The 18,999-nt window shown below is 73.0% G+C and carries 15 protein-coding genes; 5 read left to right on the forward strand and 10 right to left on the reverse strand.

The window, feature by feature from the left end:
• Positions 1 to 9 precede the first annotated feature (9 nt).
• The 3 genes from KGD84_RS25830 to KGD84_RS25840 form a co-directional block, all read right to left on the reverse strand.
• A complete protein-coding gene (locus KGD84_RS25830) occupies positions 10 to 885 on the reverse strand; it encodes a heme ABC transporter ATP-binding protein (RefSeq protein WP_370634592.1) in 876 nt (291 codons plus the stop codon).
• A complete protein-coding gene (locus KGD84_RS25835) occupies positions 882 to 1,910 on the reverse strand; it encodes a FecCD family ABC transporter permease (RefSeq protein WP_255647108.1) in 1,029 nt (342 codons plus the stop codon). The genes KGD84_RS25830 and KGD84_RS25835 overlap by 4 nt, the downstream gene beginning before the upstream one ends.
• 77 nt (positions 1,911 to 1,987) lie before the next feature.
• Positions 1,988 to 3,085, reverse strand: a complete 1,098-nt coding sequence (locus KGD84_RS25840) for a heme/hemin ABC transporter substrate-binding protein (protein ID WP_220562952.1) — start codon at positions 3,083 to 3,085, stop codon at positions 1,988 to 1,990.
• 240 nt (positions 3,086 to 3,325) lie between these two features.
• Between KGD84_RS25840 and KGD84_RS25845 the strand changes: the two genes are divergently transcribed.
• The 3 genes from KGD84_RS25845 (at position 3,326) to KGD84_RS25855 (ending at position 7,560) form a co-directional block, all read left to right on the forward strand.
• A complete protein-coding gene (locus KGD84_RS25845; RefSeq protein ID WP_220562953.1) occupies positions 3,326 to 4,732 on the forward strand; it encodes an LPXTG cell wall anchor domain-containing protein in 1,407 nt (468 codons plus the stop codon).
• Between the two features lie 128 nt (positions 4,733 to 4,860).
• Entirely contained in the window at positions 4,861 to 5,529 is a 669-nt protein-coding gene (locus KGD84_RS25850) for an HtaA domain-containing protein (protein ID WP_220562954.1), read from the forward strand.
• A gap of 129 nt (positions 5,530 to 5,658) precedes the next feature.
• Positions 5,659 to 7,560 carry an HtaA domain-containing protein gene (locus tag KGD84_RS25855; RefSeq protein ID WP_220562955.1) on the forward strand — a complete coding sequence of 634 codons (1,902 nt, stop codon included), beginning with the start codon at positions 5,659 to 5,661 and terminating at the stop codon, positions 7,558 to 7,560.
• A gap of 73 nt (positions 7,561 to 7,633) precedes the next feature.
• Here the strand turns inward: KGD84_RS25855 and KGD84_RS25860 are convergent, their stop codons facing one another.
• The 7 genes from KGD84_RS25860 to KGD84_RS25890 form a co-directional block, all read right to left on the reverse strand.
• A complete protein-coding gene (locus KGD84_RS25860; RefSeq protein WP_220562956.1) occupies positions 7,634 to 7,876 on the reverse strand; it encodes a DUF3039 domain-containing protein in 243 nt (80 codons plus the stop codon).
• Positions 7,877 to 7,935: 59 nt separating this feature from the next.
• The gene (locus KGD84_RS25865) at positions 7,936 to 8,517 is read right to left on the reverse strand and encodes a YqgE/AlgH family protein (protein ID WP_220562957.1); all 582 of its coding nucleotides are present in this window, start codon (positions 8,515 to 8,517) and stop codon (positions 7,936 to 7,938) included.
• A gap of 63 nt (positions 8,518 to 8,580) precedes the next feature.
• Positions 8,581 to 9,990, reverse strand: coding sequence for an NAD-dependent malic enzyme (locus KGD84_RS25870; RefSeq protein ID WP_220562958.1), 1,410 nt, complete (start codon positions 9,988 to 9,990; stop codon positions 8,581 to 8,583).
• A gap of 294 nt (positions 9,991 to 10,284) precedes the next feature.
• Positions 10,285 to 11,025, reverse strand: a complete 741-nt coding sequence (locus KGD84_RS25875) for a cytidylate kinase-like family protein (RefSeq protein ID WP_220562959.1) — start codon at positions 11,023 to 11,025, stop codon at positions 10,285 to 10,287.
• A 235-nt stretch (positions 11,026 to 11,260) separates the two neighbouring features.
• Entirely contained in the window at positions 11,261 to 12,211 is a 951-nt protein-coding gene (locus KGD84_RS25880; RefSeq protein ID WP_220562960.1) for a tetratricopeptide repeat protein, read from the reverse strand.
• Positions 12,212 to 12,281: 70 nt separating this feature from the next.
• Complete coding sequence (locus KGD84_RS25885; RefSeq protein WP_220562961.1) at positions 12,282 to 14,009, reverse strand: coenzyme B12-dependent isobutyryl-CoA mutase large subunit; 1,728 nt, start codon at positions 14,007 to 14,009, stop codon at positions 12,282 to 12,284.
• Positions 14,010 to 14,084: 75 nt separating this feature from the next.
• A complete protein-coding gene (locus KGD84_RS25890; protein WP_220565320.1) occupies positions 14,085 to 14,618 on the reverse strand; it encodes a MarR family winged helix-turn-helix transcriptional regulator in 534 nt (177 codons plus the stop codon).
• A 315-nt stretch (positions 14,619 to 14,933) separates the two neighbouring features.
• Here KGD84_RS25890 and KGD84_RS25895 point away from each other — a divergent pair, with 315 nt between their 5' ends.
• Both KGD84_RS25895 and KGD84_RS25900 read left to right on the forward strand, forming a co-directional pair.
• Entirely contained in the window at positions 14,934 to 16,619 is a 1,686-nt protein-coding gene (locus tag KGD84_RS25895; RefSeq protein WP_220562962.1) for a glycosyl hydrolase family 18 protein, read from the forward strand.
• A gap of 322 nt (positions 16,620 to 16,941) precedes the next feature.
• Positions 16,942 to 18,882 (forward strand): glycoside hydrolase family 18 chitinase, encoded by a 1,941-nt coding sequence (locus tag KGD84_RS25900; RefSeq protein ID WP_255646812.1) that lies wholly within the window; start codon positions 16,942 to 16,944, stop codon positions 18,880 to 18,882.
• Positions 18,883 to 18,999: the final 117 nt, after the last annotated feature.

Here is an 18,999-nt window from a genome sequence, read left to right on the forward strand (position 1 = left end):
TCCGTGGACCTACCGGAGGGGCACGACCAGCGGGATCCCGGTCCTCGGGTGCGGCAGGACCTCGACCTCGTGCCGGTAGACGGTGCTGAGCAGGGACGCGGTGAACACCTCGGCGGGGGGACCCTGCGCGGCGATCCGTCCCTGGGAGAGTATCGCCACACGATGGGCGTAGGCCGCCGCAAGCCCCAAATCGTGCAGGACCACGATAACCGCACCGCCGCGTTCGGCGAGTGAACGCGCGATGCCCAGCACGAGTTCCTGGTGGTGGATGTCCAGGGCGGCGGTGGGCTCGTCGAGCATGAGCAGCGGGGTGTCCTGGGCCAGGACCCGGGCGAGCATGACGCGGGCCCGTTCGCCGCCGGACAGGGTCGGGAAGCCGCGGTCGGCCAGGTGGGAGACGCCGGTGCCCTCCATCGCGGCGGCGACGATCCCGTCGTCCTCGGCGGGGTCGGCCAGCCCCGCCCAGGGGGCGCGGCCCATGGCGACCAGTTCGGCGACGGAGAACGGGAAGCCGACCGAGGCCTCCTGGGGCAGGACGGCGCGGCGCAGGGCGAGCTCGGGCGGGGTCCAGGCGCCGAGCTCGCGGCCGAAGAGGTCGATGCGGCCGCCGTCGGCGCCGCCCCTTTCCGCGGCCGCGGCGAGGTCGCCGGACGCGGCGGCCAGCAGTGTGGACTTGCCCGCGCCGTTGGGCCCGACCAGTGCCACCAGCTCCCCGGCGCGGACGGTGAGGTCCACCCCGTCCAGGAGGGCGCGTCCGCCGCGGCGGACGGTGACGCCCTCGGCGCGCAGCACGGGGTCGCCGACGGCGACGGGGCCGGGGCGCGCGGGCGGGCGGGACAGGGGGGCGAGGGCGGCCCGGGTCCGCCGTCGGAGGGTGGGGATCACGACCAGCCTCCCTGCTTGGCGCGGGTGCGGTAGAGGAGGTAGAAGAAGAACGGTCCGCCGAGCGCCGAGGTGACCACGCCCAGGGGGATCTCGGCGGGGGCGGCGGCGGTGCGGGCCAGCAGGTCGGCGGCGAGCAGCAGCAGCCCGCCGCCCAGGGCGCTGGCCGGCAGCAGCACGCGGTGCCCGGGCCCGGTGACCATCCGGACGATGTGCGGGACGACCAGGCCGATGAAGGCCACGATCCCGGCGAAGGCCACGGCGGCCGAGGTGAGCAGTGCCAGGGCGATGATGAGGACCAGGCGCATGCGCTCCACGTCCACGCCCAGGTGGCGGGCCGGCCCCTCGCCCAGGGAGAGCAGGTCCAGGCGGCGCGCGTAGAGCGGGATGACGACCATCCCGGCGACCAGGCAGGGCACGATCGCCGCGACCTTGGACCAGGTGGCGGTGGCCACGCTGCCCAGCTGCCAGAAGGTGATGGTCTGGATCTCGGCGTCCTGGGAGAAGTTGGTCATCAGGCCGATGGCGGCACCGGCGATGGCGTTGACGGCGATGCCGGTGAGCAGCAGGGTGACGACCTCGGTGCGCCCGCGCGAGCGCGCGAACACGTACACGAACAGGGTCGTGGCCAGGCCGAACACGAAGGACGACGCGATGATCGTCCAGTGGCCCAGGACGGTGATCCCGGTGAAGATGACGACGATGGCGCCGACGGCGGCCCCCGAGGAGACTCCGATGACACCGGGTTCGGCCAGGGGGTTGCCGAAGATGCCCTGCATCATGGCCCCGGCCACGCCCAGGGCCGCACCCACCGTGACGGCGAGCACCACGCGGGGGAACCGCACGTCCCACAGGACGGTGCGGGCGACCTGGTCGGGCAGGGGGCCGGCGACCGGGAGGCCGAGGGCGTCCAGGACCGAGGCGGTGACCTGCCCGGCGGGGATCGGGTAGGCGCCGATCCCCGCCGCGACGACCGAGACGACGACCAGGCCGGCGGCCAGGCCGACGAGCAGCAGGCCGGCGCGCAGGCGGCGCCGGGCCCGGCCGGCCGTGACCGGGGCGGCCCGGCCCGTCCGCTCCGCGGACGTCGGGGTTCCGACGGCGGTCACGGGCCCTCCCCCGCCGCGACCGCGGTCAGCTCCTCGGCCAGGGCGGCGATGACCTGCGGGGTGCGGGGCCCGAAGTTGAGCAGCACCCCGTCCTCGAAGTCGATGACGGCGCGGTCGCGCCCGGCGGGGGTCTGGGCGACGCCGGGGATCTCGACGAGGCCGTCGACGCCGCCGACCGATTCCAGCCCCTTGGTCATGACCAGGATCACCTCGGGCTGAGCTGCGATGAGCGCTTCGCTGGTAATGGGGGTGAAGGGGGCGGTCAGGCCCATCTCGACCCCGGCGTCGCGGGCCCCGACCTCGGCGAGCATGGCGTCGGCCCCGGAGCCGGGTCCGCCGATGAGGTAGACCCCGGCGGTGCCGCGCAGGTAGAGGAAGGCGACGAGGGGGGAGCCGACGGCCTCCGCGGAGCCCTCGCGGACCTCGGCCATCTGGGCCCGTGTGCGCTCGGCCAGGGCGGTGCCCGCGTCGGGGACGCCCAGGGCCCGGGCGACGCGTTCGAAGCGCGGGTACATCTCGTCGAAGGACCAGGCCTCCTCGATGATCACCACGGGGATGCCCGAGCGCTGGATCTGCTCGATGGCCTCGGGCGGCCCGGTCTGGGTGTCGGCGAGGATCACGGTGGGCTCCAGGGCCAGGACGCTCTCGGCCGAGACCTCGTGCCCGCTGGTGACGACGGGCAGGTCGGCGGCCTCGTCGAAGGTGGCGGCCACGTCGCGGCCCACGACCCGGTCGCCCAGGCCGAGGGTGAAGACGATCTCGGCCAGGCCGCCGGTGAGGGGCAGGATCCGCGAGGTGTCGGTGACCTCGACCTGCTCGTACTCCAGGGGGTCTTCGCTGGTCCGGTAGGGGTCGAGCACGACGGAGTCGACGGTCACCGGCAGTTGCTGGACGAAGTCCTCCTCCAGGGGCTGGAGGCGGTTCTCGGCCAGGTCGGGGATGTCCCCGGTGCCGCCGGAGGCGGTGTCGTCGGGGGCTCCGGCACCGCCCGAGCAGCCGGTGAGGGCGAGTGCGAGGGCGCAGGCGGCGGCGAGCGCCCGGGCCCCGCGTCCGGGGCGTGCGTGTGCGGAGGGCCGGAAGGCGGCTGGGGCCATTGGGGATCGCTTTCGGGTCGGACCGGGGATCGGGGTCGCCGGGGGGACGACACCGACCTTTATATGACACCTTGTCACCATCTTGACAAGCCCGATGGTTCGATGTTCAACTGTTCCGGTCGCGAACTCCGGGTTAGGTAAGGCTCACTTGACCAAGGTAAGCGTAACCTAAACCGGTTTCGCACATCACGCGGGTCACCCCTACACGAACCGGACCCGCACGAACCCCGAAGGCCCCTGATGCAAGCAGCGGTTTCCCCCCGCCCGGTCACCGGGCGGCGCCGGGGCGGGCCCCTCCCTCCCCTGGCCGCCGCCGCGGCCGCAGTACTGATCTCCACCGCACTGCCCGCGGCGGCGTACGCAGAGCCGGCTCCCCAGCAGGAGGAGACCGGACACCCCCGGATCACCACCGTCGACAGGACCGAGGGGCTGGACCCCGAGGGTGACACCGTCACCGTCTCCGGGCTCGGCCACACCCCCGGATCCGTCATCGAGATCGCGACCCTCGCCGTTCCGGCCGGGCCCGACGGCGCGGCCGACACCGGAGAGGTCCGTGAGGAGGCCGTCACCGACACCGCGAACGCGGTGACGGTCGAGGTCGGCGGGCGCGGCGCGTTCAGCGCGACCCTCGTCACCGGAGCCGGGTTCGCCGCCGAGGCCGGACTCGACGCGGCCGCGGACGCCTTCGAGATCCGCCTGGTCGAGGTGGAGACCCCCGAGGACTCCGGGCCGGTCACCGGCACCTGGGGCGGCGACGCCCCGGCCGAGGAGGTCGTGGAGGCGCCCGGCCCCGGGATGAGCGCCCCCGTCATGGCCCCGGCCGCCCCCGCCGCGGCCGTCGTGGGCCGCGTCCCCGTCACGTTCGCGGCGCCCGAGGCCGCCCCGGCTCCGGAGGCGCGCCCGCGGACCTCTCCGCAGACCCAGGCCGGCGCGCCGCAGGCGCCCCTGCCGCGGGAGCCGGGGAACCCGAGGATCTCGGTCTCCAAGACCGAGGGCCTGGACCCCGACGGGGAGACCGTCACGGTCACCGGCACCGGCTACGACACCTCCAAGGGCATCTACGTCGCGCTGTGCGACATCTCCGGCGCGAGCTCCACGCAGGCCCCGACGCCGTGCATCGGCGGTGTGGACATGGACGGCTCCGGCGGCGCCTCCGCCTGGGTCTCCAGCAACCCGCCGCCCTACGGCGAGGGCCTGGCGGTCCCCTACGACGGCTCGGGCACCGACGGCGGCTTCAGCGTGCAGATCACGGTGAAGGCGGACGACGGCACCACCGACTGCGACTCCGCGGGCGTGGAGTGCGCCGTGGTCACCCGCAACGACCACACCCGGTCCAGCGACCGCGGCCAGGACGTGTTCGTCCCGGTGGCGTTCGGATCGGGCGGATCGGGTGACGGCTCCGGGAACACCGGCTCCGGTTCCGGCGGCTCGGGTTCCGGCGGTTCCGGCTCCGGGGGCTCCGGTTCCGGGGGCTCCGGCGGCGGCAGCGGTCCGCGCCCGAGCGGCGACCTGCCGCGCACCGGCACCGACCTGACCGTCCTGCTCCTGGCCGCCGCCGTGGCGACCGCGACCGGTGCCGTCGCCCTCTTCGCGACCCGCCGGCGCCGCGGCGCCGGGGACGACGCCCCCGACGGGGCCGCGGCCTGACCGACCCCCCGCTCTCCATGGCGGGCCCGTGCCCCGGCACGGGCCCGCGGGCACCACATCCGCCGCCCCGCCCCCCGGACCCCCGGGACCGGTCACCGTCTCCACTCGACGATGGGAATCGACGAACCATGGCCCTGACGACCACCCGCGGCACGACCACGGGCCGCCGCGCCCTCCGCACCCTCACCTCCGTCTCCGCCGCCTCCGCCCTGGCGGCGGCCCTGATCGCGGTCGCGGCCCCCGCCGCCTCCGCGGCCCCCGTCTCCGGCGGCTCCGCCGCCTGGGGCGTCAAGGAGTCCTTCCGCAACTACGTCTCCGGCCCCATCGCCGGAGGCGGCTACACGGCCTCGGGCGGCGCCACCGAACTGGGCGACGGCCTGATCGACTTCCCCACCTCCGGCGGGGACGTCGACGACGCCTTCTTCATCTCCGGCGAGGTGTCGTTCACGGGCACCGTGGTCTTCACCGGCCACGACTACGGCCAGGGCCCCGTCCTGGAGGTCCGGCTCTCCGACCCGCGCGTGGAGTTCGACGGGAGCACCGGCACGGTGTACGCCGACGTCACCAGCCGCGAGTTCCACGGCGCGAACCCGGCCCTGCCCCCCGGTGCCCCGGTCTCGTACGGCGAGGTCCCCGTCACCGAGCTGACCGGGGTGAACGTCGACGTCACCGGGACCGCGATCGAGTTCACCTCCACGGGCGGCACCCTGCACGCCGGCGCCGTCGACGCGTTCGCGGGCTTCTACCCCGCGGGCGCCGCGATGGACCCGATCTCCTTCACCACCGACGTCTCCTAGGCGCCGCGACCGTGGGACGGGCGGGCCCGTGGCTCCCGCTCCGCGCGGGCCCGCCCGTCCCCCGCCCCACCGGCCCCGCCGTCACCGGGGCCCCTGCCATCCCCCTCACGATTGGAACCGAAGAACCCCATGACCAGTACGACCGGCAGCGGCACGAGCGGAAGGCTCCGCCGCGCCCTGCGCTCCCTCACCGCGTACGCGGGTGTGGCGGCGGTGGGCGGTGCGCTCGCGGTGGCGAGCGCCCCCGCCGCCACCGCCGACGAGGTGCTCCAGCTCTCCGGCGGCTCCGCCGTCTGGGGGGTCAAGGAGTCCTTCCGCAACTACGTCTCCGGCCCCATCGCCGGAGGCGGCTTCGAGGCCTCCGACGGCGCGACCGCCACGGGCGACGGCCTGATCGACTTCCCGACGGCGGGCGGCGCGGTCTCCAAGGAGGACGCCTCCGGCGATGTGAGCTTCTCCGGGACCGTGGTCTTCACCGGCCACGACTACGGCCAGGGCCCCGTCCTGGAGGTCCGGGTCTCCGACCCGCGCGTGGTGTTCGCGGACGGCACCGCCACGGTGTACGCCGACGTCACCAGCCGCGAGTTCCTGGGGGCGAACCCGAACAACCCGCCGGGCGACCTCACCGGGTACGGCGAGGTCCCCGTGGCCGACCTGACCGGCGTCGAGGTCGACGCCGAGGGCGAGGACCTGGTCTTCACCTCCGCCGCGGGCTCCCTGCGCGAGGAGGCCGTCGAGGCGTTCGCGGGCTTCTACCCGGCGGGCACCCCGATGGACCCCCTGTCCTTCACGGCGGGCATCGACGACGCCGGGGGGAACCCCGGCCCGGTGCACGACCCCGCGGTCACCGTCACCCCGGCCTCCGGCCTGGACCCGGAGGGCGACGTCGTCACCGTCTCGGGCACCGGCTTCCGGCCGGGCGCGGGCGTCTACGTGGCGCTCACCGCGATCCCGCAGGCCGCGGACTCCTACCCGGCCCACTGGTACGGCTCGGGCGTGTGGCTGCGCGGCGACACCGCGCCGGACGCGCAGGGCTCCTTCAGCACCCCGCTCGACGTGGTGGGCGCCTTCAGCAAGGGCGGCGGCGAGTACGACTGCCTGGAGACGCAGTGCTACGTCGCCGTCTTCAACGACCGCAACGACCTGGCCAACCGCGACCAGGACGTGTGGACGCCGGTCTCCTTCGCCGGCGACGGGGAGCCGACCGAGGAGCCGACGGAACCCACCGAGGAGCCGACCGAGGGGCCGACCGACCCCGAGGGGCCGCTGACCGTCCACAACGGCCGCGCCGACTGGGGCGTGCGGGAGTCGTTCCGCACCTACATCGTGGGCAACATCGCCAAGGGCACGATCGAGACCCGCGACGGCGCGAGCCGCAACGAGGACGGCACCTTCGCCTTCACCAACGGCTCGGGCGAGGTCGACCTGGAGGCGTCCACCGCCGAGATCGGGTTCGAGGGCACCGTCCTGTTCCAGGGCCACGTCTACGGCGACGACGACCCGCTGCTGCACATGACCGTCCGGGACCCGCGTGTGGTCATCGACGGCGGCGAGGGCACCCTGTACGCCGACATCGTCAGCAAGTCGCTGGACGACGCCGAGCTGGTCACCTACGACGACGTCGCGTTCGCCGACCTCGACCTGTCCGGTGTGCAGTACGACCTGACCGACGGCGTGCTCGCCTGGGAGCCGATCCCGGCGACCCTGACCGCCGAGGGCGTGCCCGCCTTCGCGGACTTCTACGGCGAGGGCGAGCGGCTCGACCCGATCACGCTGACCGTCAGCGTCGACGAGGACGTCGACGTCCCCGGCGGCGGCGACGGTGGCGGCGACGGCGGCGGGAACCCGGGCGGGGGTGACGGCGACGGCGGCAACGGCGGCCTGCCGAACACCGGTGTCGCCCTGGCCGGCCTGATCGCGGCCGCCGCGGTGGCCGTCGGCGCCGGCGGCGTGGCCGTGGCCGCGTCCCGCAGGCGCCCGGCCGGTGCCGACGGGGACGGTGCCGACGAGGACGGCGGCTCCGGGGCCTGACCCTCCCGGTGGCGCACGACGAGGGCCCCGGTGCACCGCACCGGGGCCCTTCGCGTCGCGGGGACGGGCCGGATCAGGCCATCATCTCCTCGTAGATCTTCTTGCACTCGGGGCAGACCGGGAACTTCTTCGGGTCCCGGTTGGGCACCCAGACCTTGCCGCACAGAGCGATCACGGGGTTGCCGGTGACGGCGCTCTCCGTGATCTTGTCCTTCTGGACGTAGTGGGAGAACCGCTCGCGGTCCCCGCCGTCGTGCGAGGTGTCCGGCCTGGTCTCACTGTCCGGCAGGACCTTGTTGAGGACGTCCATCGACATCGTTCTCACCTTTCGAAGTCTGCGTTCCACGGTATAGGGTGCCGCGTCCCGGGCCGCCCTCAGTTCAGGGTGGGATCGTCCGGGTAGGTCGACAGCAGCGCCAGGTCGCCGCCCTGGCGGCGCAGCACCCGCGACCACAACCCCTCCGGGTCGGTGGTGAACACGTCGGCCGCGACCGCGTCCAGGACGTACCACGCGCCCTCCTCGACCTCCCCGGCCAGCTGCCCGGCGCCCCACCCGGCGTACCCGGCGAAGACGCGGAAGCCGCCCAGGGCGGTGCCCGGCACCGGCGCGGGGTTGTCCAGGTCGACCACGCCGATACCCGTCAAACCCGAGGCGGGGTCCAATCCTTCCAGAGGGGACCAGCCGGGCGGCGGCCCGTCCGGCCCCCGGACGCCCAGGGCGATGCCCGAGCCGGTGCCGACGGGACCTCCGGAGAACATGACGGCGGGCTCACTGGCCAGCTCGCCCCAGTCGACGACCACGTCGGCCACGGGCAGCCCGAGCGGCCGGTTGAGGATCACGCCGAGGGTGCCCTCGGGGGTGTCGTCCACGACGAACACCACCGAGCGGCGGAAGGAGTCCTCTTGGAGCACCGGGGCGGCCACCAGGAGCCGCCCGGTCATCGTCGGCTGGTCCATGCCACACCCCATACCCCGGAACGGGGCCGGAACCCGTGCCGGCACCCGTTCCGGAACGGTACGTCAGGCCCGGTCGGCCTTGTGGCCGCGCTGGGCGACCTCGCGGACGGCCGTGGCCACGTGCGTCGACAGGTCCGAGTGGAACACGCTCGGGATGATGTAGTTGGGGCCGAGCTCGTCCTCGGTGACCACGTCGGCCAGGGCCTCGGCGGCGGCGACCATCATGTCGGAGGTGACGTGGTTGCTCTGGGCGTCGAGCAGGCCGCGGAAGAACCCGGGGAAGACCAGCACGTTGTTGATCTGGTTGGGGTGGTCGCTGCGGCCGGTGGCGACGACGGCGGCGTGCAGGCGGGCCACGTCCGGGTCGACCTCGGGGTCGGGGTTGGCCAGCGCGAAGATGATCGCGTCGTCGTTCATCTCGGCGATGTCGTCGCCGGTCAGCAGGTTGGGGGCGGAGACGCCGATGAACACGTCGGCCCCGGCCACGGCGCCCTTGAGGTCGCCGGAGTAGCCGGCCCGGTTGGTGTTCTCCGCGATCCAGCGCAGGTTGGAGTCCATGTCCTCGCCGCGCCCGGTGTGCACGGCGCCGTGGATGTCGCTGACGATCACGTCGCGGGCGCCGGCGTGCATGAGCAGCTTGAGGATGGCGGTCCCGGCCGCGCCCGCGCCGGACATGGCGATGCGGACCTCGTCGAGCTTCTTGCCGACGACGCGTAGGGCGTTGCGCAGGGCGGCGAGCACGACGATGGCGGTGCCGTGCTGGTCGTCGTGGAAGACGGGGATGTCCAGCAGCTCGCGCAGGCGGGCCTCGACCTCGAAGCAGCGGGGGGCGGAGATGTCCTCCAGGTTGATGCCGCCGAAGCCCGGGGCGATCAGCTGGACGGTGCGGACGATCTCGTCGACGTCCTGGGTGTCCAGCGCGATGGGCCAGGCGTCGATGTCGGCGAAGCGTTTGAAGAGGGCCGCCTTGCCCTCCATGACGGGCATGGCGGCCTCGGGGCCGATGTTGCCCAGCCCGAGGACGGCGGAGCCGTCGGTGACGACGGCGACGCTGTTGCGCTTGATGGTGAGGCGGCGGGCGTCGTCCTTGTTGGCGGCGATGGCCTGGGAGACGCGGGCGACACCGGGGGTGTAGGCCATCGAGAGCTCGTCGCGGTTGCGCAGCGGCACCTTGGACTTCATCTCGATCTTGCCGCCCAGGTGCATGAGGAAGGTCCGGTCGCTGACCTTGTGCACGGTGACGCCCTCGACGGCGCCCAGGGCGTCGACGATGGCCTGGGCGTGCTCGGTGTCGCGGGCGGCGCAGGTGACGTCGATGCGGATGCGCTCGTGCCCGGCGGCGGCCACGTCCAGCGCCGTGATCATGCCCCCCACGCGCTCGACCGCGTTGGTGAGCCCACCCACGGCCGTGCTCCCCGCGTCCAGTTCGAGGCGGACGGTGATGGAATACGAAACGCTGGGAAGGGTGGCCACGTAATGCTCCTCGGGTGGTGCCGGTGCTTCTGTGTCCGGACGTGCGGACGTCCCCTGGCGCGGCGGCGTTGATGCGCTGCGGGGCATCGGATGTGCGCGGTGCCCCCCTGGGGCGGCATCGCGTCGGACCCCTGTTCGCGTTCGGGGGTCTCGCGACGGAGTCGCCTCACCCTACCCGAGTCAAGCGACCTGAGTCAGCACAAGCCGACAATTATCGCTTCCGTGAAAAACCGATGAATTTCGCACGAGCGCCGGGGTGCCGGCGCGGGGCCGCACCACCTCAACACCGCGGATTCAGGGGGTCTTCCCGGCCGCCCGGTCGCGGGCCGCGCGGACGATGACGTCGGTGCACGCCCGCACGGAGAGGACGGCGCCGTCGAGCACCATGTGGTAGTGCCCGGGCCGGGCGGCGTCGGTCCGGTAGAAGCGGCGGACGTAGGCGGCCCGGGCGCGGTCGTTGTCGTCGCGGACCCGGGCGGTGGGCGGCCCCTCCGCGGCCCCGCGCCCGTCGGTGGCCCCGGACTCCCACAGCTCGCGCGCCCGGCGCAGCCGCGCCTCGGGGTCGCCGTCGAGCCGGACGTGCAGGGCGGTGGGGTGGCCGGCCAGGACGATGGCCCCGGCCCGGCCCAGGACGACCCCGCCGGTGTGCGCGACCCCGCCGATCACCTGCTCGGTGTGCTCGACGAACTCGTGGTCGTAGAGCAGCCGCCCCTCCTCGTTGACGGTGCCGATGAAGGCGGTGTCGACGCTGCCCAGGGTGACGGTGGGCAGCCGCGCGGCCCCGGCGAGGAGGCGCTCCAGGCCGCTCGGCGAGCGGTCGTCGTGCTGGAGGGCCTCGTCGAGGGAGCAGCCGATCCGCCCGGCGACGGCGCTGGGCACCGCCCGGTCCAGGAAGGCCACCTCCAGGGCGGCGGCGACCGCCGGGCCGACGACGGCGCCGCCCGCGCCGTAGGTCGCCGAGATGGTGACGACGGGACGGGGCGGGGACTGCGCCTCGGGTGCCCGTCGGGGACGGTCGGGGGGAGGCGGGCTCATGGGCACCTGCCGGAGAGAGGCGGACCTGGTGGCAGCGGTTGTACCCGCCGCCGGCGGCCCCTATCCCCGGAGACCGAAAACCGGGAAAGAAAGGATGGTTTTACCGCTTTGTCCGGCTACCAGTGAGTAATAATTCTGATTTCCGCACAGTGGTATCTCCACCACGGCCGATTCCGGTCCTGTGTCCCGCACCGCCGCCCCCTCGCGCGGCGGTGCGGGACGGGCCGGACACGGCCTAGAACAGGGCGGAGGTGAGCCGCCGCCGCGCGGAGGCCACCGCCTTGTCGCCCGGGGGCAGCAGGTCGAACAGCTCCAGCAGGCGGGCCCGGACGGCGTCGCGGTCCCCGTCCGAGGTCCGCTTGACCGTCGCGATGAGCCGGTCGAAGGCGTCCTCGAACTTGCCGCCGTACATGTCCAGGTCGGCGACGGCCAGCTGGGCCTGCACGTCCTGCGGGTCGTCGGCGGCGGCCTTGCGCACGGCGTTCATGTCCACCGCGCGCAGCCGCCGGACCAGCCGGACCTGGGCGAGCTTGCTCTTGGACTCGGTGTCCTTGGGGTCGGCCTCGACCGCCTTGACGTAGACCGCCTCGGCCGCCTCGAAGTCCTCCCGGTCCAGGGCCTGCTGCGCCTCGGCGTCGACGGGGCGCAGGTCCGCCTCCGGGACGCCGGCCTCGGCCTGCTCCGGGCCGCCCTCGCCGAACAGGGTGCCGGGGTGCCCGGGCGGCAGCGCGCCCTGTTCCTTGAGCGCGGCGAAGGCCTCGGTCAGCCAGGCGGTGAGCTGGTCCTCGGGGACCGGGCCCGCCGGGCCGGGCAGGAGCTGGCCCTGCACGACGACGATGATCATCGGGGCGGTCGGCACCCGCAGCGCCTGCACGAGCTGGGGGCTGGCCTCGCCGTCGACCTTGGCGAGGAACCAGTTGCCGCCGGAGGCCGCGGAGAGCTTGTCCAGCGTGTCCTCGACCTGCTTGGACTGCTCGGACCAGCCGGCCAGGACCGCCAGGACCACCGGGGCGGCCATGGACCGCTCCAGGACCTGGGCCTGGAAGTTGGCCTCGTCCACGTTCACGGCATAGGGATTGGATCGACCCGCCGACTCCGCGGCGCGCTGCTTGGCCTCGCGTTCCATGGCCGCCTTGCGCGCACCGAGGTCGACGGCACTGTTCGGGGAAAAGTCCGAAGGCTGCATGTGTCCATCCTGCCGTATGCGCGGAAAGGACGCGGACCGAGAACCGGCCCGCGTCCCGTCCCGTGCCGCGTCAGAAGCGGGGGGCCTCGGTGTAGGTACCGAACTCCTCGCCCATGGTCGCGCAGATCTCGCCGAGCGTGGCCTCGGCGCGGGCGGCGTCCATGATCAGCGGCACCACGTTGGCCTCCGACCTCACGCCCTCGAGCAGGGCGGCCAGGGCCCGGTCCACCGCGGCGCCGTCGCGGGCCGCGCGCCGCTCGGCGAGCACCCGGCGCTGCTCGTGCTCCACCTCGTGGCCGATGCGCAGGATGTCCAGCTCCCCGGAGACCGTGGGGGTGTGGGAGTTGACGCCCACGATGCGCTTCTCCCCCTTCTCCAGCGCCTGCTGGTACTGGAAGGCGGACTCGGCGATCTCGGAGGAGAAGTAGCCGTTCTCGATCCCGGCCAGGATGCCCGAGGTCATCGGGCCGATGGCGTGTTCGGCGCCCTCCCCGCCGCCCATCCGCCGGATGTGCGCGAAGATCTGCTCGGCCTCGGCCTCGATCTCGTCGGTGAGCGCCTCCAGGTACCAGGAGCCGCCCAGCGGGTCGGCGACGTTGACCACCCCGGTCTCCTCCATGAGCACCGCCTGCGTGCGCAGGGCGATCTCGGCGGCCTGCTCGGTCGGCAGGGCCAGGGTCTCGTCCAGGGCGTTGGTGTGCAGCGAGTTGGTGCCGCCCAGGACGGCGGCGAGCGCCTCGACCGCGGTGCGCACCACGTTGTTGTAGGGCTGCTGGGCGGTGAGGGAGACCCCGGCGGTCTGGGTGTGGAACCGCAGCCACTGGGACTTCTCGCTCTTGGCGCCGTACACGTCGCGCATCCAGCGGGCCCAGATCCGGCGGGCGGCGCGGAACTTGGCGATCTCCTCGAAGAAGTCGATGTGGGCGTCGAAGAAGAACGACAGGCCGGGCGCGAACGAGTCGATATCCAGGCCCCGGGACAGCCCCAGCTCCACGTAGCCGAACCCGTCGGCGAGGGTGTAGGCCAGCTCCTGCGCGGCCGTGGCCCCGGCCTCGCGGATGTGGTAGCCCGACACCGACAGCGGCTTGTAGGCGGGGATGTTCTCGGCGCAGTACTCCATGAGGTCGCCGATGAGGCGCAGCTGCGGCTCGGGCGGGTACAGCCACTCCTTCTGGGCGATGTACTCCTTGAAGATGTCGGTCTGGAGCGTGCCGTTGAGGGTGCCGATGTCCACGCCCTGGCGCTCGGCGGCCACCAGGTACATGCAGAAGGCGGGGACCGCCGGACCGCTGATGGTCATGGACGTGGTGGTCTCGCCCAGCGGGATGCCGTCGAAGAGCAGGTCCATGTCGGCCACCGAGTCGACGGCCACACCGCAGTGGCCGACCTCGCCCAGCGCGTGCGGGGAGTCGGAGTCGTGGCCCATGAGGGTGGGCATGTCGAAGGCGACCGAGAGGCCGCCGCCGCCGGAGGCGAGGATCATCTTGTAGCGCTCGTTGGTCTGGCGCGCGTTGCCGAACCCGGCGAACTGGCGGATGGTCCAGGCCCGGCCGCGGTAGCCGGTGGGGTACAGCCCGCGGGTGAAGGGGAACTCGCCGGGCCAGCCGATGCGCTCGAACCCGGGGACCTCCGCGCCGGGGGGCGGCCCGTACACGGGCTGCAGCGTGCGTCCGGACAGGGAGGTGAAGTCGGCGTCGCGCTTGCGCGCGGCGTCGTAGCGGCGCTGCCAGCGCTCGCGCCCGGCCTCGATGTCCGCGGCGCCGCCGCCGTCGGTGGTGCCGTTCGTGGTGTTCGCCATACCTGGATAGTAGGACGTCCAACTAAATATGTACAGGAGGGGGACCCGCGGCCCTGCGCGGATCCCGGCCCGTGCTCAGCGCCCGTCCGCGGCCCCGGCCACCGGCTCGGCGGCCGGCTCGGGGAAGTCCCCGAAGTCGACGCGCAGCCGGGTGAACATGCGGTGCATGTCCCACAGCTCCTCGTCGGAGTAGCAGCCCAGGCCGAAGTCCAGGTCGAGCAGGACCCGGGTGGCCCGCTCGGTGACCTCGCGGCCGGCGTCGGTGATCTCGGCCAGCACGCCGCGGCCGTCGCTGGGGTTGGGCCGGCGCAGCACGAAGCCCTGCCCCTCCAGCCGGTCGATGGTGTTGGTGACGCTGGTCGGGTGGACCATGAGGCGCTCGCCGATCTTGCCCAGCGGCAGCGAGCCGGAGGTGCTGAAGGTAAGCAGGACCAGCGCCTCGTAGCGGGCGAAGGTGAGGCCGAACGGCTTGAGGGCGCCGTCCAGCTCACCGATGAGGATCTGCTGCGCGCGCATGACCGAGGTGACGGCGGCCATGGCGGGCGAGGGCCCCCATCTCCGCGTCCAGTTGTCGTGCGCGCGTTCGATCGGGTCGAACGGAAGGTTCAAAGGGTTTCCCACGCCGCCACTCTATGGGCCCGGCCGGAGCCCCGCGCCCCACCGTTTGTGCGCCTAGCAGCACAGTCCGTACGGGTCAATACCTCCGCGTGGCCACAAGGGGACAACCGACCCCGGCCGCCACTGGTACGGCCCGCCATCTCGGAAAACCCGCACCGGACCGACCCCGGAGAGTCACCGGGCGCCGGAAACTTCCACGCGGACCGTTGACGGCCCCCGTAATTATTAGTTAAGTTTCCTAAAAATTTATCTTCCCTGGTCAGGCCCCCGGGCCCTGCAACCCCCCGACAGCAGGAGATCCACGACGTGAGAGCACGACCCTTCAGGAACCGGATCACGGCGGTCTGCGCCGCGACCGTGCTGGCGGCGCCGCTCATGGCCGCCGCGCTCCCGGCCGCCGCCGAGGAGGCGCCCGCCTCGGGCCTGACCGTCACCTACGTGGAGTCCGCCCGGTGGAACACCGGGTACACCGGCGAGATCGTCGTCCACAACGCCTCCGGAGCCCCGGTGAGCGACTGGGAGATCGAGTTCGCCCTGCCCGAGGGCAGCCGGATCCACGAGCTGTGGAACGCCACCCTGGCGGGCGACCCGTCCGGGTACACGATCACCCCGCCGCGCTGGGGCGCCACCGTCCCCGCCGGGGGCACCTACACCTTCGGGTTCAACGGCCTGCACCGGGACGGCGCCACCGACCCGCTCGCCTGCACCGTCAACGGGGCGCCCTGCGACGGCGGCGCCACCGGCCCCGGGCACGACTTCACCAGCGTCGCGTACTACACCCAGTGGAGCGCCGAGAAGCGCGACTACCACGTGGCCGACCTGGTCGAGACGGGCAGCGCCGACAAGCTCACGCACATCCAGTACGCGTTCGGCAACGTCAACGCCGACGGCGAGTGCTTCATGAGCGACGAGGAGGGCCAGGGCGACGCCCTGGCCGACTACGGGCACACGGTCCCGGCCGACGAGAGCGTCGACGGCGTGGCCGACGACCCGGACCAGGCCCTGCGCGGCAACTTCAACCAGCTGCGCGAGCTCAAGGAGCTCTACCCCGACCTCACCGTCAACATCTCGCTGGGCGGCTGGGAATGGTCCCGGTACTTCTCCGACGCGGCCCTGACCGAGGAGTCGCGCGAGCGCTTCGTCGAGTCCTGCATCGACCTGTACCTGCGCGGCGACCTGCCCGAGCTCAACGGCGCGGGCGGTGAGGGCGCCGCCTACGGCGTCTTCGACGGCATCGACCTCGACTGGGAGTGGCCGGGCACCGACGGCAACCCGCACAACGTGGTCCGCCCCGAGGACCGGGAGAACTTCACCGCCCTGGTCCAGGAGTTCCGCGACCAGCTGGACGAGTACGGCGCCGAGACCGACCGCCACTACGAGCTGACCGCCTTCATGCCCGCCGGGGGCTGGCGCCTGGACGCCGGCTACGAGCTGGACGAGGTCATGCCGAACTTCGACTTCATCACGGTGCAGGGCTACGACTACCACGGCACCTGGGAGACGGTCACCAACCACCAGTCGAACCTGGTGACCGACGCCCGCGACCCCGAGCCCGTCATCTCCGCCGAGCTCATCCGGGACGCCTACCTCTCCCGCGGCGTGGACCCGGCCAAGCTCGTCCTGGGCATCCCGTTCTACGGCCAGGGCTGGACCGGGGTCGAGCCCGGCCCCGAGGGCGACGGCCTCTTCCAGTCCGCCTCCGGCCCGGCCCAGGGCACCTACTCCACGGGCACCGAGGAGTGGCGCTTCCTCCGCGAGAAGGTCGACTCCGGCGAGTTCGAGCTCTTCCGCAACGACGAGGCGGGCACCGCCTGGATCTACGACGGCGAGACCTTCTGGACCTACGACGACGAGACCGCGGTCTCGCAGAAGACCGAATGGGCCCTGGGCAGCGGCTACTCCGGCGTCATGGTCTGGGCCATCGACGGCGACGACGCCGACGGCAGCCTCATGGCCTCCATCGACGCGGCCCTGCGGGCGGGCCGCCCCTAGAACGTCCCGGTCGGCGGAGCCCTCGGCCCCTCCCCCGCCGACCGGGAACCAGGCGGCGTCGGTGCTCTGATCCGGGGAGCACCGCCGCCACGGCCGGTGCGGACCGATGTGCGACGGTTCGCACCGGCCTCTCCACTTCTCGCACACCCCCGTCTCCCCCCGCCGGAGGCCCGCCATGCCCCGCGCTCCCCCTCCCCCTCACCGACTCCACGACACGCGACTCCTCGGGCGCACACCCGCCGTCGTCCCCCGGCCCGCCCCGCGACGGGGCCGCCGGACGGCGACCTCCCCCACCTCCCGCTCACGCACCAGGAGCACCGAAGTGAGAGCACGACGATCCCGGCTCGCGGCACTGGTCGCAGCCGTACTCCTCATCCCCCTGTCCCTCTCCCCCGCCCCGGCCGCGGCGGCCGCCTCCGACGTCACCGTCACCTACGTCGAGACCGGCAACTGGGGCACCGGCTACGGCGGCCAGATCACCGTCGCCAACGCCGGGAACACGGCGCTGAACGACTGGACGATCAAGTTCGACCTGCCCTCGGGCACGGCCGTCACCAGCCTGTGGAACGCCACCATGAGCCGGTCCGGGAACTCCTACACCCTGACCCCGCCCTCCTGGGGCGGCCCCGTCCCCGCGGGCGGCGCCTACTCGATCGGGTTCAACGGCACCAGCACCGCCGGAGCCGACACCACCCCCCTGAACTGCACCGTCAACGGCGCCCCCTGCTCCGGTGAGCCCGGCGAGCCCGACACCGAGGCCCCCACCGCCCCCACCGGGCTCACCGTCACCGGGACCGGCCCCAACACGGTGGACCTGAGCTGGACCGCCGCCACCGACAACGTGCAGGTCGCCGGCTACGAGGTGCTCTCCGGCGGAGCGGTCGTCCGCGCGGTCACCGGGACCAGCGCCACCGTGACCGGGCTGACGCCGCAGACCGCGTACGACTTCACCGTGCGGGCCTACGACACCTCCAACAACCGCGGCCCCGAGAGCGCCGCGGTGACGGCCACCACCGACGAGGAGGGCACCGTACCCGCCCCGCAGAACCGCCGGGTCGCCTACTTCACCCAGTGGGGCATCTACGACCGCGGCTACCTGGTGCGGAACCTGGACACCTCGGGCACCGCCGAGAAGCTCACGCACATCAACTACTCGTTCGGCAACATCAACGCCAACGGCGAGTGCTTCATGGCCAACCAGCTCGGCCAGGGCGACGCCTGGGCCGACTACGGCCGCTCCTTCACCGCCGACCAGAGCGTCGACGGCGTCGGCGACGTGTGGAGCCAGGACCTGCGCGGCAACTTCAACCAGCTGCTGGAGCTCAAGGCGAAGTACCCGCACCTGAAGGTCAACATCTCCCTCGGCGGCTGGACCTGGTCGGAGCACTTCTCCGACGCGGCCCTGACCCCCGAGTCGCGCGAGCGCATGGTGTCGTCCTGCATCGACCAGTACCTGCGGGGCAACCTGCCGCTCTTCGACGGCGCCGGCGGCGTCGGCTCCGCCTACGGCGTGTTCGACGGCATCGACCTCGACTGGGAGTGGCCCGCCTCCGAGGGCCACGAGCACAACACGATCCGGCCCGAGGACCGGGAGAACTTCACCGCCCTGGTCCAGGAGTTCCGCGACCAGCTCGACGCCCTGGAGACCGAGACCGGCCGGCAGTTCGAGCTGTCCGCGTTCCTGCCCGCCGACCCGGACAAGATCGACCTGGGCTTCGAGATGAACGCCCTCATGCCGAACTTCGACTACATCACGGTGCAGGGCTACGACTACCACGGCGCCTGGGAGAACAGCACCAACCACCAGTCCAACCTGCTGGTCACCCCCGGCGACCCCGGCCCGCGGATCTTCGCGGGCGAGGTGGCCATCGACCGCTACCTGGAGCTGGGCGTGGCCCCCGGCGACATGGTCCTGGGCGTGCCCTTCTACAGCCGCGGCTGGACCGGGGTCTCCCCCGGCCCGAACGGCGACGGCCTCTTCCAGGCGGCCACCGGCCCCGCCCCCGGCACCTACGAGCAGGGGATCGACGACTGGAAGGTCATCAAGAACCTGACCGGGTACGACCTCTACCGGGACGACGCCTCCGGGACCGCGTGGCTGTACAACGGGAGCACGTTCTGGACCTACGACGACGAGATCGCCATCGCCCAGAAGACGCAGTGGGCGGTGGACCGCGGCCTCGGCGGCGTGATGATCTGGTCCATCGACGGTGACGACGCCAACGCCAGCCTCATGAACGCGGTCGACGCGACGCTGGGCTGATCCACCCGCCCCTCCACCGGCCCCCGCGGGGGCCCGACGGCGGCGCCCCGTGCCGGGGGCGCCGCCGTTCCCGTCGCCCGGGCGCGGTGCCCCGGGAACGTTCCGGCCCGGGCGATG

Origin of the sequence: Nocardiopsis changdeensis, from assembly GCF_018316655.1 — a bacterium.
GTDB classification, from domain to species: Bacteria; Actinomycetota; Actinomycetes; order Streptosporangiales; family Streptosporangiaceae; genus Nocardiopsis; species Nocardiopsis changdeensis.

Excerpts from the sequence above, each read along its gene's own strand:
- KGD84_RS25850 (WP_220562954.1), top strand. The coding sequence starts at position 4,861 with ATGGCCCTGACGACCACCCGCGGCACGACCACGGGCCGCCGCGCCCTC.
- KGD84_RS25875 (WP_220562959.1), bottom strand. The coding sequence starts at position 11,025 with ATGAGCCCGCCTCCCCCCGACCGTCCCCGACGGGCACCCGAGGCGCAG.
- KGD84_RS25860 (WP_220562956.1), bottom strand. The coding sequence starts at position 7,876 with ATGTCGATGGACGTCCTCAACAAGGTCCTGCCGGACAGTGAGACCAGG.
- KGD84_RS25840 (WP_220562952.1), bottom strand. The coding sequence starts at position 3,085 with ATGGCCCCAGCCGCCTTCCGGCCCTCCGCACACGCACGCCCCGGACGC.
- KGD84_RS25885 (WP_220562961.1), bottom strand. The coding sequence starts at position 14,009 with ATGGCGAACACCACGAACGGCACCACCGACGGCGGCGGCGCCGCGGAC.
- KGD84_RS25880 (WP_220562960.1), bottom strand. The coding sequence starts at position 12,211 with ATGCAGCCTTCGGACTTTTCCCCGAACAGTGCCGTCGACCTCGGTGCG.
- KGD84_RS25865 (WP_220562957.1), bottom strand. The coding sequence starts at position 8,517 with ATGGACCAGCCGACGATGACCGGGCGGCTCCTGGTGGCCGCCCCGGTG.
- KGD84_RS25845 (WP_220562953.1), top strand. The coding sequence starts at position 3,326 with ATGCAAGCAGCGGTTTCCCCCCGCCCGGTCACCGGGCGGCGCCGGGGC.
- KGD84_RS25855 (WP_220562955.1), top strand. The coding sequence starts at position 5,659 with ATGACCAGTACGACCGGCAGCGGCACGAGCGGAAGGCTCCGCCGCGCC.